Origin of the sequence: Roseovarius faecimaris, assembly GCF_009762325.1 — a bacterium.
Taxonomy (GTDB): Bacteria; Pseudomonadota; Alphaproteobacteria; order Rhodobacterales; family Rhodobacteraceae; genus Roseovarius; species Roseovarius faecimaris.
On sequence record NZ_CP034348.1, the window covers coordinates 3129592 to 3143972 of the forward strand.

Consider the following 14381-nt stretch of genomic DNA (forward strand, 5'->3'; position numbering starts at 1 on the left):
TCAGGCGCTGATGCGGTTGACTAGCGGTGTGGGGTGCCCGTGCGCCCATTCCCGGCTTTCGTTCGAAAAGACCGGCGCGCGCAGAACCGGCAGGTCCCGGTCGCGGATGATCGCGCGCAGATCGGGCGTGGGCGTCAGGCCGGTTTTCAGAAACCCCCAGATGGCCGACATCCGGTTCGACAGCCGGTTTTGCGTTTCCGGCACTGCTGCCGCCGCCCGCCTCGCCGTATCGCTGAAACGCTCCGGCGCCAGCCCTCCCACGGTCTCCACCACATCGGTCGGCGCGCCTATGGCAAACGTGCCGCGCCGGTACTCCTCGGCATAAAGCGCCAGTTGCGACAGCGCCTGATACGAAAAATTGCCCGGCGGGTTTGCCGTCAGCGCTTTCAGGAACAGCCTTTCGCCAATGGCGCGATAGCGCACCCGCCGGCCAAGGGCCTCCCCCATCGCCGCCGCGATCTCATTCGGGCTCAGCAGCTCCGGCCCGGTCGGGCGGTATGTCTTGCCCGCATGCGCGCCGGGATCGGCCAGACAGGCGGCGGCCACCGCGGCAATCGCCTCGTTCGAGGGCGGGGCGTTCTTCTTCACGTCCCCGTCGCCCAGCGGCATCGGCATCACCCCAAGCTGCGCCGCCAGCCCCATCACCATGAAGTAATTCTGCGCGAACCAGCCCGGATTGACGACACTCAGCGTGGTGTCGGGCAGCGCCCGCAGCATTGCCTCGGACAACCACACATCGCGGGTGAACACCGACGGATGATCGGGCTGCGACAACCACTGCCCCAGCATCACCACATGCTCCAGCCGCGCCTCCTCGGCGGCTGCGGCGAACACCGCACCGTAATGCAGCCCGTTCGGGGCCGTCGGCGCACAATGATAGGCCCGCTGCGTCCCCGCCATGGCCCTTCTCATATCCGCAACCGAATAGACATCGCCCACCATCACCTCGGCCCCTGCCGCCGCCAGGCGATCAGCGCGCGCATCCTGCGCACGCACCACAGCCCTCACGGGGAACCCCTGCGCGCGCAAGCGCAGGGCCACCTGCAGGCCGGTATTCCCCGCCGCACTGGTCACAAGAATAGTCGCCTTACTGGACATCACCTCTCCTTTCAGCTTTGACAGAACAGACCGTTCATCCGGCCTATCCTCTGTGTGCTTTATTATTTAAAGTATGCAGTTTAATTTATAAAGTAACATGCCCGTGATCGCTCACGAAAGAACCGCAATGGCCAAATCGCGAAGCTACAACCTGCTCTGTCCCATCGCCCGCGCGCTCGATGCGGTGGGCGACCGGTGGAGCCTGCTGATCCTGCGGGATCTGCATGCCGGCCCGGCACGGTTCGCCGATCTGCAAACCGGCCTGACGGGCATCGCCTCGAATCTACTGACCGACCGGCTGGCGCATCTGACCGCCGAGGGGCTGATCGAGAAAGTCAGCGGGCCGCATGGCGCGATGCTCTATCAACTCACCGATACCGGGCGCTCCACCCGCGGCCTGCTTTTTGCTCTGGCCCGCACCGGCGCGCAGCTTGCACCGGTGCCCGAACCCAGAAAGCCGGGGAACCTGCGCACCATCGCCGTCACGCTTGCCGCTTCGCTCGATCTGGTGATCGAGGCGGATACCCGGCTCGACGCCGAACTGACCGTTGATGATGAGCCCTTCACCATCCGGGTCCGCGACGGCTCGGTCACGGTGCTCGCCGGGCCGAACCCTGCCGCCACGGCCCGTCTGGCCACGTCTTACGACGCCCTCCTGTCCGCCGCGGCCGGGATCATGCCGTTTGAGGAATTTGCCGCGCACCACGCCACGGCATCGGCATCCGATCCCGGCGCACTCAGCCGGTTTACTGCCCTGATGGCCGCGGCATTGGCGCAATTGCAATAAATTCGAACAAAGCGATATGGCGTCTTCACCGGGGCGCGTCCGCAACATATAGTATGACGCAAACAGAGCAGACGGTCCCCTCTCGGGCAAGGTAAGGTTCAGGCATGGCGCATATCATTGTCGTCGGAAACGAAAAGGGTGGTGCCGGCAAATCCACCGTGGCGATGCATGTGGCCACCGCTCTTTGCCGCCTGGGCCACATGGTCAGCGCGCTCGATCTCGACCTGCGCCAGAAGACCTTCGGCCGCTACGCCGCCAACCGGCAGCGCTTTCTCGAAAAGTCCGGTCTGCACCTGCCCAGCCCGCGCTATCACGATCTGCCCGAGGTGGATCAGGCCAGCCTCCAGCCCGGCGAAAACATGTATGACCGCCGCCTCTCGGCCGCCGTGGCCGAACTGGAGCCCGACAGCGACTTCATCCTGATCGATTGCCCCGGCTCGCACACGCGCCTCTCTCAGGTGGCCCATAGCCTTGCCGACACGCTGATCACGCCGCTGAATGACAGCTTCGTCGATTTCGACCTGCTTGCCCATGTCAACGAGGACGGCACCAAGATCCTCGGCCCGTCGGTCTATGCCGAAATGGTCTGGAACGCCCGCCAGCTCCGGGCGCAGGCCGGTCTCTCCCCGATCGACTGGATCGTCGTGCGCAACCGGCTCGGCGCCCAGCGCATGGTCAACAAGGAAAAGATGGGCGCGGCGCTGGAAAACCTGGCCAAGCGCATCGGCTTCCGCACGGCCCCGGGCTTCAACGAGCGGGTGATCTTCCGCGAGCTTTTCCCCCGCGGCCTGACGCTTCTGGACCTCAAGGATATCGGCGTCAAACAGCTCAACATCTCCAACGTCGCCGCACGGCAAGAGCTTCGCGACCTGATCAAGGCGCTGAACCTGCCCGGGATCGAGCCGGATTTCTGACGCGCCCGCATTCATTTGTGAAGGTCGATGACCGCTCCGAGCCCAATCTACCATTTCGTCGGGGGAAAGCGAATGGCCGCTTTTCTCAGGTCTGATACGAGATGCTGAGCTGATGCCGTCCACGTATTACATAGGAGTTGCAAAGGAATCGGCCTGAACCTGGGCTATTGCCGTGTCGGTCGGTTGATGCGTCAAAACGGTATACTCCATCCGTAGTCAAATAGATTTCGGAGCGACGACTACGCTATTTTCGCACCGTGAACCCACTGGGCACACCAACTTCGTCTGCAGAAAGTGGCTCACCCTCCAAGTAGACATTGAGATAACCTGATTCTCTAATTACTTGGGTAATCCGTCGTACGTCTCCATTCCCAAACTCCACGTTACGGCCAGGACGAAACTGACTAATGAATTGGTCGAGATCGGGAAGGAAAAACCCTGCCCAGTTACGAGCGACACCCATATCCCAGTTATCGTCGGTAAGATAGAACGTGTCTGGTGAGCCCTTGTGTAAAACACCCGCTCCAGGATTCGGCAAAACTGAAGCTTCGCACCAATCGATGGATGCAAATGCTGTCTGATTGCCGATCAATTGCAGATCGAAAAGGGGTTCTCCCGCTAAGTAGCGCAGGACTGGAAACGTTGCCTCTGTTCGCGCGGGGTCGACAGATAGGTACCCCCTCGCAGCTGAGGCGAAGGAAATATTGTTTCTGACCATAAATAGCAACCTGGAATTCTCAGGATTATAAATCTCGAATCCAATCTTCACTCGAAAAAACTCATCCTTTTCATTGGCGATCAAAAAGCCTTGTCCATCTGCTGTCACCTCGCATCCAGCATCAACAGGTGCAGGCGGTTTATCGGCCTTTGCCCACACAATCGTGTTCGGAGACAAGAGAACCGGCTCCCAGAGAGAAAACAATTTGTCGTAGAACCAGAAATTTTGGCTTACGCTCCAAGGTTGCCATGTGGGCGAGAATTCGAATTTTGAGGTGACCACTATTTCTGCATTTTCGATACTACTTGCGGTAATTCTGCGGGTCTGACCGAGCGCATGTATGACGGAATCCACTGGCCAAACTGGATCTGCCGAATTGATGGCGCTGAAGATCCCCCAATATTCTTCGATAACCGGGACATCCATGTTTTCTCGCGCGAAGGCCAGATACGGTTGCCAGTCCTTCGACAAGTATCCGCCGAGCTCCGGAACGTAGATCTTGTCGGAGTTCGCTGCTATATGCTTTTCCAGAGCCTTCAAATCAAGGTAACTCTGCAACGCTGAGTGAATCAACAGCGCTAACGCTATGATAAAAGCGCTTGAAGCAATCCAATTTGGCAAAATCCTGAGGGTTTTCAAGCTCGTGTGATTTCGGATCGAAAACACAACCAATGAAGCTCCTGTTGTCGCTGCCCAGAACTTAAACACCTCGAAGTAGCCCCAGATGTGTCCACCAACTGATGCGATAAGACCTGATGCGAACGTTGCCAGGCCGATGCCGAACACTAGCAAGATTTCCTGGCGTCCGTCGGCAATCCAAATAGCGAAGACGATGGCTAGGACCGCAATGGAAAGCAAAACTTCCGTACTCATGACTTTTCCAATATCACCAAGGCCGAAGATACGACTTGTGGTTTCATATGGACCGAAATACCACCATTGGTCGACTGCGACGTCCCTAAATCCGTACAGCAGATAGTCGATTGGATGTCCGGCGGTCGACAGAGTTAGAAAAAGAGCACCTAAAATTATGAATGTCGCGGCGAATATGCAAAGATTGGCCAAGCGACTATCATTGAATGATCGCAGAACTGCTAGGGTAAAGCAGAGAGAAAATGCTATGGAAGTTGTGTAGGCATAATCGTTCGACCATATAAGGCTCAGCGCGACGGCTGAACCTGACATAATCGATTTCACTTTGTTCTTAGCGTTAACTCTCAAAACCAAGTACAGCGCAATCGCTGTAAGGTATGGAAGAAAGGCTCTGATAAACCTCAGTGACATGCCAGGATTTACCAAAACATCCAGAATGTAGTGGCCCGCGCCTTGCGAGCTTAGGTGAAGAATTCCAAGGTAGCAAAATGCGGAGAACAGTGCCGATAGCAGAATTCGCTTAGGGAAAGCGATCAAGAATGTAATTGTGAACAACGCCGCCCATGCCGCGAAGTAGGTGAACAGCTGTGCAATCATGACGCTACTTGCCAGATCAGACCCCGCGGCAAGAAATCCGGGGTACAAAAGATACAAGGGACCTGCGCCGAGATAGGGGAAAAAATCCCTTCCAGGGAACTCCCCATTGGTCAAGCGGAAAAGACCGCTTGCCGTTTGAAAAGCACCGTCGATGTGCTGTGTTGGGAGGTCAAGGGATTGCGCCCAAGCTTGAAAGATAAGCGTGAGGCCAAAAAAAACCAGCGCAAATAACTGTAAAAAACGTGCCATCAATTAAAGTTCCTAGTGACCTGTAATCATACCTTGATCATCCAGTCGAGGTGACAGGGCTCAAAACAACCCCGGTTTTTTTGTTGCCTGCCATCGGCTATACCGTTCGCGGTAACCCCAATTTCCCTAGAATATTAAACATCTTGATGACGGACAATAAGTATCGAGTCGCGCCTGCTGCCGCCTGAAGCGGGCATTGGTGCAACCACAGCGAACTCGCGCTCTATCCACACACCACCGGTTCGCCACCTGAAAGATTTTGCACATGCAGCGAATGGCGGGGCTGACGGGCCGCACCGTAGCTACAGTTACGCACGGCCAAGGTCCGGATTGGGCCGTTCAAATCGCCGCGATCTAGTCCTTCAAGTAAGATGCTGCGGTCGCTCCGATGGCGGCGACGAGCCCAAATTGACCGATGCTGCGGTTTGAACAAAAGACGGCTTTCTACTTAACAGCACAGGTAGCGCCGGTGTGTCTGTCAGTGGTAGTGTACATCTGAACCGCTGCCTCCAAGCGTCAGAACTGACCGTTCTACGTGTACTCCATCGTTGTGATCACCCGGTCAAACCGGCCGACGGACAGGTCTTCGTGCGTGATCCACATCTGAATGATCCCATCTTCGAACAAGAGTCCCCCGGCATCGCTGAGCTGGAACAAAAGCACCTTGTCTTCATGTTCAACCGCGGCATGCTGCAACAGATAGCCTGCCCCGAACATCTGTACATTCCGTGCCTGCTGATCGGCTTCGCCATAATCGTTCTTTGGCTCCGGCGACCGATCAGGATGCAAAGGTTGCAACGCATGGGCCGTGTGGTTGAACGCTTTTGTCATATCCTTCCGCACGTAATCGTTACGGACCCGGTGTTCCTTGAAGTGCCGCATTGATTCCAGATCTACCTTGCCCCCCGCCCGCGCTTTGCGCTCGACGAGTTTGAGTAGTTCCACAAAGGCGAGCTTGTCCGCCGTCGACATCGGCCCTTTGTTCTGCATCAGCCGGGCATAGCCCATCCAGCGCTGCAATTGTACGTCAACCCGCAAATTGACGGCTGGAACATGATCGCAGGAAATCCTCTCCCACCACCCCGGTTTATCACCGAACTGCTGAGCGAGGATTTCTTTCTTTTTCTCTTCAAACCTGCGGATCAGCTTGCGGTAGCGTGGTTGATCGTCACCATTGTGTATCCATGTTTCAAGCTCATCCACAGGCAGTTGCTGGCACTGTGCATAGGCCATTTTTGTCACTTCGAAGATGTAGGGCCAGTCGAACTGAAAAACCCCCCTGGTAAAGAAGCCAAGGAAGGTTTCCGGAATATCGTGAATGAACGGTTCTTTTGTTGCGGCGGGTTCTGGTATTGGCAGCGGATGATCGATACCCAGCGCCCGAAGCTGTTCGGCATAGGCCAGATCACGGGCAAAAACGTCTTCTTCGGACAGCGCTGCTCGATCCATGTTTCGCATGAGCGGGTTTTCCGCGCGCGCAGACAAAAATGGCCTGGCAGCCATAAACCCCGTTATCAGCGAACAGCCATCAGGCGCCACCTGTTCGGGGTGAAAGACATAGGCATCATCCGGATCAAGTTGCGGCAATTCTTCGGGTGGCCGACGCACTGGCGTCACGTCATTCGCGTCGGGTGCGTAAACCACGACGGGTCTTCCCTCGTTCAAGATCCAGTCTTGATTGAGCGAAAGGAAGATAAACAATCGCCCGCCGTCCGGAAAGCTGGGCATGTGATAATGCCGCTCTGCCTGCATCATGCTTCGCGGAAGGGCTGAAAGGTCAATTTCTGCAAAGAAATGCATCGGCTTTCTATTCGATGTCATTGGCCAGTCGTACCTGTCAGGCAGATGGGGATATCCACCATAACGGATAGGCCCAGACCCAGAATCCGAGAACGTCAGCGCAGGCAGAGCGATGGGTAGTGTTTCGTGTAACAAGTGGCAGGCGCCTTCCAAAGATGACTTGTAAGGCAGAAAAACACGTGTTCTCGACAAGATTGGGGCCAAAACGGTTTTTGTCTGTGATGCGAAGCCTGGCCGAGGCCTGCATCGGTGATTTGTGGGCGGTATGCTGCTCTGATCAGGGCCGAAATGGACATGACGGTGGGCAGGAAGAGGACCGGTTTCGGCTCAACCCCCGAAGCGGCCATATGTTCAAATGCAGCGAATTGGCGCATTGTCCCGCCAAGCAGACTTCAACCGCCCACGGCGCTGTTGCATGGCAAAAAACTTACCCGCCGGACCGCATCCGTCGCCGTCCGCGCGCCAGAACCACCAGGTTCGACACCAGCAGCGCGCCGATGACCACCGCGCCCCCGATCAGGGTCAGGTGCCCCGGATCCTCTCCGATCACCACCCAGACCAGGATCGGTGCCAGGATCGACTCGAGCAGGATCAGCAGCGACACTTCGGCGGTCGAGATATAGCGCGGGCCCAGCGTCAGAAAGCAGGTGGCGATGGCAATGAACGCGCCATGCCCCAAAAGCAGGTGCCACTGCATCGCCACCGGCTCCATCGGGGCGGCAAAGGGCAGCAGCACCAGCGCCGAGCCGATATAGGCGATGGGAATGGCCGGGATCATCGAAATATCGCGCACCTTGCGCACCGCCGTCAGCGCCGCCGCATAGGCAAAGGCCACGTAGAGCGCGAAAAGGTCACCCGACCAATGGGCGATCTCATTCTCGCCCGAGCCATAGGCGATGATCGACAGCCCCGCCGCCACCGCGAGCATGGTCACCACCATGCGCCGGCTGATCGTCTCGCCCAGGATCACCCGGCTCAGAACCGCCGCAAAGACCGGCATGGAGGCGAAGATAAAGACCACATTGGCGACACTCGTATTGGTCACCGCCAGAACGAAACCGGGCGTCGTGGACCCGATCAGAAACATGTAGAGCCAGCCGGGCCAGCCGCTGCCCAGCACCTCTCGAAACCCGCGCAGCCCCTGCACCGCCAAGAGCCCCAGCAGGATCAGCACACCCGAGGACATGCCGCGCCAGAAGGCGGTCGTCATCGGCTCGGCCACGATCAGCCGCACGAACAGGCTGTCAGGCACCACAAAAAGCACCCCCAGCGTCGTGATCAGCAATCCCTTTGCGTGATCGTTCATGGCCTAGCCCCCCGCCGCCTGCCAGTCGCGGATCGCCTCCAGCGGCGCGAGCAGCATGATGATATTCAGAGCCAGCCCGTCGCGGATGATCGCCATCGTCAAAAGCTCGAACCCGATCACGATCGCCACGCTCGCCCAGACCGGCAAGCGCATGCTGAGCCAGAAGCCCAGCACCATGGCCAGCATATCCATCACCGAGTTGAGCACGCTGTCGCCGAAATAATCGAGCGAGATCGTCACCTCGCGATAGCGCTCGATCACGGCGTCGGTGTTCTCCAAGATCTCCCAGGCGGCCTCGACCGCCATCGCCACGACCAGCCGCCAGCCCACATCCATCCGCCGCGCCACCAGCCACAGGATCGCGTAGAAGATGAACCCGTGCAGCAGATGGCTCGGCGTGTACCAGTCAAAGAATTGCTGCGACCCTTCCGACGTGCCCACCGTCCCCCACAGGTCGACCCCACAGGCACACCACGGCACCCGCCCCATACCCAGCAGGATAAGTGCGGTGGCCACCACCATCAGCGCGGTGATCACATAAGGGGTGCGGTTGGACGCTGTCATGCGCGCACTCAACCATGCAGGTCTGCCCTTGTCCATCCGCTCTCGCCATCGGCGCGCTGTTTGGTCTAAGCTGCGGACGACCACGCCAAGGGAGCCGCGCCTCATGCCGAACGCCGCGCTGATTCACCTGATCGCCATGAGCCTTGTCTTTGCTTTCTGGGCCTTTCTGATGTTCCGCATGCTCTGGCGTCTCACCCGCCGCTCGCTTGACAAGCAGGCCAAGACCGGCGGCGGCTATTTCACCTGGGTCGGCCATTCCCTGCGCAGCTTCGGCGAGGCCGCCACCTCTGCCCAGGACGGCCCCATGCGGCGGCAGCTCCTGTGGGTGACGCTGGCGATGATTGCCCTGATTGCCCTCTATCCCCTCACCGTCGGCCTGGCCCGGTAACAGCAGCAAAAGGAGCCTACATGCCTGCGCCTCTCAACCCCTTCAAAGCCGCCCTCGCCCGGGGCGAGCGACAAATCGGCTGCTGGGCCGCATTTGCCGACGCCTATGCCACCGAATTGCTGGCCACCGCCGGGTTCGACTGGCTGGTGATCGACGGCGAACACGCACCCAACGACCTGCCCACCATCACCCGGCAATTGCAGGCACTGCATGGCTATGACAGCCACGCGGTCGTGCGCCTGCCCATGGGCGAGGCCTGGGCGATCAAGCAGGTGCTGGATGCAGGCGCGCAAACCCTGCTGATCCCTCTGGTGGAAAGCGCCGAAGAGGCCGCCACCCTTGTGCGCGCCATGCGGTATCCTCCCGACGGCATTCGCGGCTCCGGCGCGGCTCTGGCGCGGGCCTCCGGCTTTTCCTCGATCCCCGATTACACGAAGACGGCCAATGACCAGATGTGCCTTCTGGTGCAGGTCGAGACGGTGGCGGGTCTTGATGCCCTGGACGACATCCTGACGGTCGAAGGCGTGGACGGGGTATTTATCGGCCCTTCCGATCTTGCCGCCGATATGGGCTATCTCGGAGCCAAATCCGACGCGCCCGTGCAGGACGCGATCCGCGACGCGCTCGGGCGTATCGCCGCCTCGGGCAAACCCGCGGGCTGCCTTTCGATGGATCACGATCAGGCCCGTCAATATGTGGACTGGGGCGCACAGTTCATCGCCGTGGGCATCGACGTGCTGATGCTGGCCCAGACCGCCCGGGCCACGGCGGCCCGCTGGCGCGATGGCTGAGCGCTGGCTTCTGGCCGATTTCGGCGGCACGCACACGCGGGCGGGCCTTGCCGAAAACGGCAGGCTCGCCGCGCAAAGCGTCACGCGTTTCCGCAATGACGGGTTCGACGGGCCGCAGGCGCTTCTGCACGCCTATCTCGCCGATCAGGGCAGCCCTGCGATCACTGCGATCTGTGCGGGGGTGGCCGGGCCGGTGCGGTACGGCATCGCCCAGCTCACGAACCACCGCTGGCAGGTCAACGGTGCCGCTCTGGCCGCGGATTTGGGCGCGCGGTCCTGTCACCTGCTGAACGACCTGCAAGCCCAGGCCTATGCGCTCGATGACCTGCCCGACACCGCGATAACGCCGCTCTTTCCCGGCACGCCGCCACCGCCCGGCGCCACCCGCCTGGTCATGGGGATGGGCACCGGCAGCAATGTCGCGGTGGCCCACAGGATCGGGCCGGATCTCTTCGTGCCTCCGGCCGAGTCGGGCCATGCCGGCCTGCCCTTCGCCAGCGGGATACAGGCCGACCTGCTCGCCTGGCTTGAAACCCTGCACACTCATAACCCGATGGAAAAGGCGCTTTCGGGCCCCGGCCTGAGCAATATTCACCGCTTCGTCACCGGCCGCTCGCTGACGCCGCGCGACATCCTCGCCGCCTATGATGCCGACGATGCCGATGCCGCCCGGACCCTGCGCCTCTTTGTGCAGCTCCTGGGCCAGGTGGCGGGCGATCTGGCGCTGGCGCATCTGCCCATGGGCGGGGTCTTTTTCATCGGCGGGCTGGCGCGCGCCGTCGCGCCGCTGCTGGCGCCGCTGGGCTTTCTCGACAGGTTCACCGCCAAGGGCCCCTACACACCGATCCTTCAGGATATCCCTGTTTCGCTGATCACCGATGACACCGCCGCGCTGCTCGGCTGTGCCCGCGCCCTGCGCCAGCGGACCCTTTGAGGCGCGAAACCGCCTGTAAGGGCGGGTGAGCGGCTCAGCCCTCCACCACCATCACCTCGACCCCGTTCCCGGCAAGGCACTCGGCCATTTGCGGCGGCAGGACGCGGTCGGTCACCACCACATCCACCGCTCCGGGCGCACAGGCCACCATCGGCGCGTTCTGACCGAACTTGGTGTGATCTGTCACGACGATCACCCGATGCGCGCGCGCCGTCACCGCCCGCGCCAATGCCGCCTCGGGCGCGGCCGCCAGCAGGAAGCCGGACCGCGGGTCGAAGCCGTCGACGCTGATCACCGCCACGTCGAGGTTGAACCGCTCCACAAAGGCAATCGTCTCGGGACCGAACACCCCGCTTGATACCGCCTGAAGCTCGCCCCCGGCCAGAAACACCCGGTTGTTGTTGATGTCGCTCAGCGCCTGCGCCGCGTGCAACCCGTTGGTCACAACGGTCATGTCACGGTGGTTCCTGAGATTCTGGGCCACAAAGGCTGTGGTGCTGCCCACATCAAGAAACACACAAGACCCCGACGGGATCAGCTCCGCCGCCGCCGCCGCGATCCGTGCCTTCTCTTCCGGCCGCTTGCCCAGACGGGTCACCACCGGGGCGAGCGCCTCGGTATTGGCCAGGTACACCCCGCCATGCACCCGCTGCACAACACCCGACTTGGCCAGCGCCTTCACCGTGCGGCGCACGGTCTCCTCGGAGACATCCAGCGCCTCGGCCAGCACCGCCGTCCGCGCCGATCCCCCCATGGCGCGCAACCGGTCAAGCAGCTCCACCTCACGATGCGTGCTGTGCTTTTCCCGCGACTTGGCCATGCGCCCCTCCCCGACTTTGGGAGAGGTTAGACAATCTGACGCTTCAAAAGTCCAGTTTCTTAAAATGCCCCCGGGTTTCGCCCGCGCATGAGAAAATTCGTACGAATTTTCTTGGCCGCGCCCGGCTCAGCCGAAGCGCACTCCCCGGCGTTGGGCCCGCAAACGGGGGTCATGCGACAGGATCAGCACATCCCGCCCCTCGATCACCTCCTGACAGCGCGCCAGCGTCTCCGCCTCCAGCCGCGCCATCGCCTCATGGGTATAGAATGTCAGGTGCGGGCTCAGGATCACGTTGTCGCGGCCAAAAAGCGGGCTCAGCTTGTGACCCTCAAGCGCCAGCGGCTCGGCACTGTACACATCCAGCCCCGCCCCCGCGATCCAGCCTTCATCCAGCGCCCGGATCAGCGCCTGCTCGTCCACAATCGCCCCCCGCGCCACGTTGATCAGGCAGGCCGACGGCTTCATCGCGCGCAGCTCCGCCTCCCCGATCAGCCCTTTCGTCTCGGCGTTCAGCACCGCATGCACGCTGACAAAATCGCACTGGCCCAGCATGGCCTGCAGATCGTCGCAGCGGGTCACCCCGGCCGCCTCGAACCGCTCCGGCGGCGTATGCGGGCTATAGCCCAGCACCCGCGCGCCAAACCCCGCGCCCGCCATCCGCGCCATGGCGCTGCCGATCTTGCCAAGGCCCACGATCCCCACCGTGCTGCCCGCGATATCACGCCCGAGCCAGCGCGCCTCGGGCCAGGCCCAGCCCTCTTGCTGCATCGCCCGGTCAAGCTCCGTCAGCCGCTTGGCAAGCGCGATCATCAGGGCAAAGGCCCCCTCGGCCACGGTGTTTTCGCCATACTCCGGGATATTGACCACCGGGATGCCCCGCTCCATCGCCGCCGGGATATCAATCGCGTCGATCCCGACGCCATATTTCACGATCCCGCGCAAGCCCGGCGCCGCCGCGATCACCCGCGCCGTGATCGGCTGGTAACACATCAGGATCAGCTCCGCGCCCGCAACCGCCTCACACAGCGCATCTTCCTCCACCCCATCCGGCAGCAGGATCAGCTCATGCCCCGCCTCCCGCAGGGCCGCATCGGTCAGCGGCATCTCCAGATTGGCATCCGTGCGGACGATCCTCACGCGGTGACCTCGCGGATCGCGTCTTCGACAATGCTCAGGGCGCGATCCAGATCGTCCTCCGGAATGGTCAGCGGCGGCGACAGCGTCAGCACCGACCCGGCACTGATCTTGAAACTCAGCCCCCTCTCCAGACAGGCGTAATAAATCTTCTCCGCCGTCGCGTGATCCGTTTCCCGCGTGTCGCGGTCCTTGACCATCTCGACCCCGAACATCAACCCGCGCCCGCGAATATCACCCACTCGCGCGTGACCTCCAAGGCTCTCGTGCAGCCGGTCCATCGCCGCACGGCCCAGCTTGTCCGCCCGCTCCACCAGGCCCTCATCCTCGATAATATCCAGCGTGGTCAGCGCCGCCCTTGCCGTCACCGGGTTCTTCTCATGGGTATAATGCCCGATCGCGAACTCTCCGCAGACATCCAGATCGCGCCGCGCAATCACCGCTGCCAGCGGCAGCATCCCGCCGCCCAGCGCCTTCCCGAGTGTGACGATATCCGGCACGATCCCGTCATGATCAAAGGCAAACATCCGCCCCGTCTTGCCCAGCCCCGTCGGGATCTCATCCATGATCAACAGCGCCCCGTGCCGGTTGCAGGCCTCGCGCACCGCGCGCCAGTACCCCGGCGGCGGCACCACCGGCACGGCGCGCATGGGCTCTGCGATCACCGCCGCCACATCTCCCTCGCGCGCCAGCACATACTCGACCATCTTCGCACAGGCGAGGCCGCATGCCTCCGGCCCGGGATGACCATAGGCACAGCGATAGCAGTGAAACGGTGCCACATGCTCCGTCCCCGGCATCAGCGGCCCGGCAATATGGCTGCGAAATGTCGCCTCGCCCCCCACGCTGGCCGACCCGAACCCGGCCCCGTGAAACGCATCCCAGAAACTCAGCGTCTTGAACCGGCCCGTTGCGGCCCGCGCGATCTTCAGCGCCACCTCATTGGCATCCGATCCTCCGGTGGTGAACAACACCTTCGACAGATCCCCCGGCGCCAGCTTTCCCAACCTTTCCGCCAGCTCGACCGACACCGCATTGGTGAACCGGCGCGGCGAAAACGGCAGCGCATCCATCTGCGCCTTCACCGCCTCCACAAGCCTCGGATGGCCATAGCCGATGTGATGCACCGAGTTGCCATGAAAATCCATGAAGCGCCGCCCGGCAGTGTCCTCGATCCATATCCCTTCGGCCCTGGCAATCGTGGCCACGCAGGGCGACGACAGCGACTGGTGCAAGAACGCCTCCGCATCCCGGTTCAGCAAGTCCCGGGTCGGTCCATGATCCTCTCGCGCCGCCCACTCGGCCCGCGCCTCCGAGGTATTGGCCTCCCCTTCCGTATGCTGCACCACGCGCCCTTTCATTGTTCCCCAAATACTCCCGCCGGAGGCCAAGATTTTTCGTACGAAAA

Annotated in this window: 13 protein-coding genes; 5 read left to right on the forward strand and 8 right to left on the reverse strand. The window is 61.3% G+C overall.

The features are described 5' to 3' along the window. Window positions 1–1098: an NmrA family NAD(P)-binding protein gene (locus EI983_RS15780; RefSeq protein WP_157708311.1), complete on the reverse strand. Its 1098-nt coding sequence runs from the start codon at window positions 1096–1098 to the stop codon at window positions 1–3. A gap of 127 nt (window positions 1099–1225) precedes the next feature. Here EI983_RS15780 and EI983_RS15785 point away from each other — a divergent pair, with 127 nt between their 5' ends. Both EI983_RS15785 and EI983_RS15790 read left to right on the forward strand, forming a co-directional pair. Further along, on the forward strand, window positions 1226–1885 hold the full coding sequence (locus tag EI983_RS15785) for a winged helix-turn-helix transcriptional regulator (protein ID WP_157708312.1): 660 nt from the start codon (window positions 1226–1228) through the stop codon (window positions 1883–1885). Between the two features lie 104 nt (window positions 1886–1989). Beyond that, a complete protein-coding gene (locus EI983_RS15790) occupies window positions 1990–2799 on the forward strand; it encodes a division plane positioning ATPase MipZ (RefSeq protein ID WP_157708313.1) in 810 nt (269 codons plus the stop codon). A 244-nt stretch (window positions 2800–3043) separates the two neighbouring features. Here EI983_RS15790 and EI983_RS15795 read toward each other — a convergent pair whose 3' ends face one another. The 4 genes from EI983_RS15795 to EI983_RS15810 all read right to left on the reverse strand — a co-directional run bounded on the left by EI983_RS15795 (window position 3044) and on the right by EI983_RS15810 (window position 8906). Continuing rightward, on the reverse strand, window positions 3044–5236 hold the full coding sequence (locus EI983_RS15795; protein ID WP_157708314.1) for a hypothetical protein: 2193 nt from the start codon (window positions 5234–5236) through the stop codon (window positions 3044–3046). A gap of 531 nt (window positions 5237–5767) precedes the next feature. Then, window positions 5768–7057 carry a DUF1963 domain-containing protein gene (locus EI983_RS15800; protein ID WP_246162209.1) on the reverse strand — a complete coding sequence of 430 codons (1290 nt, stop codon included), beginning with the start codon at window positions 7055–7057 and terminating at the stop codon, window positions 5768–5770. A gap of 406 nt (window positions 7058–7463) precedes the next feature. Continuing rightward, a complete protein-coding gene (locus EI983_RS15805) occupies window positions 7464–8342 on the reverse strand; it encodes a DMT family transporter (RefSeq protein ID WP_157708316.1) in 879 nt (292 codons plus the stop codon). Window positions 8343–8345: 3 nt separating this feature from the next. Beyond that, a complete protein-coding gene (locus tag EI983_RS15810; RefSeq protein WP_157708317.1) occupies window positions 8346–8906 on the reverse strand; it encodes a DUF2585 family protein in 561 nt (186 codons plus the stop codon). 103 nt (window positions 8907–9009) lie between these two features. Here EI983_RS15810 and EI983_RS15815 point away from each other — a divergent pair, with 103 nt between their 5' ends. From EI983_RS15815 to EI983_RS15825, 3 genes are read left to right on the forward strand one after another with little or no spacing between them, the layout of a single operon-like run. Further along, window positions 9010–9294, forward strand: coding sequence for a hypothetical protein (locus tag EI983_RS15815; RefSeq protein WP_157708318.1), 285 nt, complete (start codon window positions 9010–9012; stop codon window positions 9292–9294). Between the two features lie 20 nt (window positions 9295–9314). Then, on the forward strand, window positions 9315–10085 hold the full coding sequence (locus EI983_RS15820; protein ID WP_157708319.1) for an aldolase/citrate lyase family protein: 771 nt from the start codon (window positions 9315–9317) through the stop codon (window positions 10083–10085). After that, window positions 10078–11019: a glucokinase gene (locus EI983_RS15825; protein ID WP_157708320.1), complete on the forward strand. Its 942-nt coding sequence runs from the start codon at window positions 10078–10080 to the stop codon at window positions 11017–11019. Before EI983_RS15820 ends, EI983_RS15825 begins: the two co-directional genes overlap by 8 nt. Window positions 11020–11053: 34 nt before the next feature. Here the strand turns inward: EI983_RS15825 and EI983_RS15830 are convergent, their stop codons facing one another. From EI983_RS15830 to pbfA, 3 genes are all read right to left on the reverse strand, one after another. Beyond that, a complete protein-coding gene (locus EI983_RS15830) occupies window positions 11054–11839 on the reverse strand; it encodes a DeoR/GlpR family DNA-binding transcription regulator (RefSeq protein WP_157708321.1) in 786 nt (261 codons plus the stop codon). Between the two features lie 126 nt (window positions 11840–11965). Then, window positions 11966–12976 carry a 2-hydroxyacid dehydrogenase gene (locus EI983_RS15835; protein ID WP_157708322.1) on the reverse strand — a complete coding sequence of 337 codons (1011 nt, stop codon included), beginning with the start codon at window positions 12974–12976 and terminating at the stop codon, window positions 11966–11968. After that, complete coding sequence (gene pbfA, locus EI983_RS15840) at window positions 12973–14322, reverse strand: (R)-1-hydroxy-2-aminoethylphosphonate ammonia-lyase (protein WP_246162210.1); 1350 nt, start codon at window positions 14320–14322, stop codon at window positions 12973–12975. The genes EI983_RS15835 and pbfA overlap by 4 nt, the downstream gene beginning before the upstream one ends. Window positions 14323–14381 lie beyond the last annotated feature (59 nt).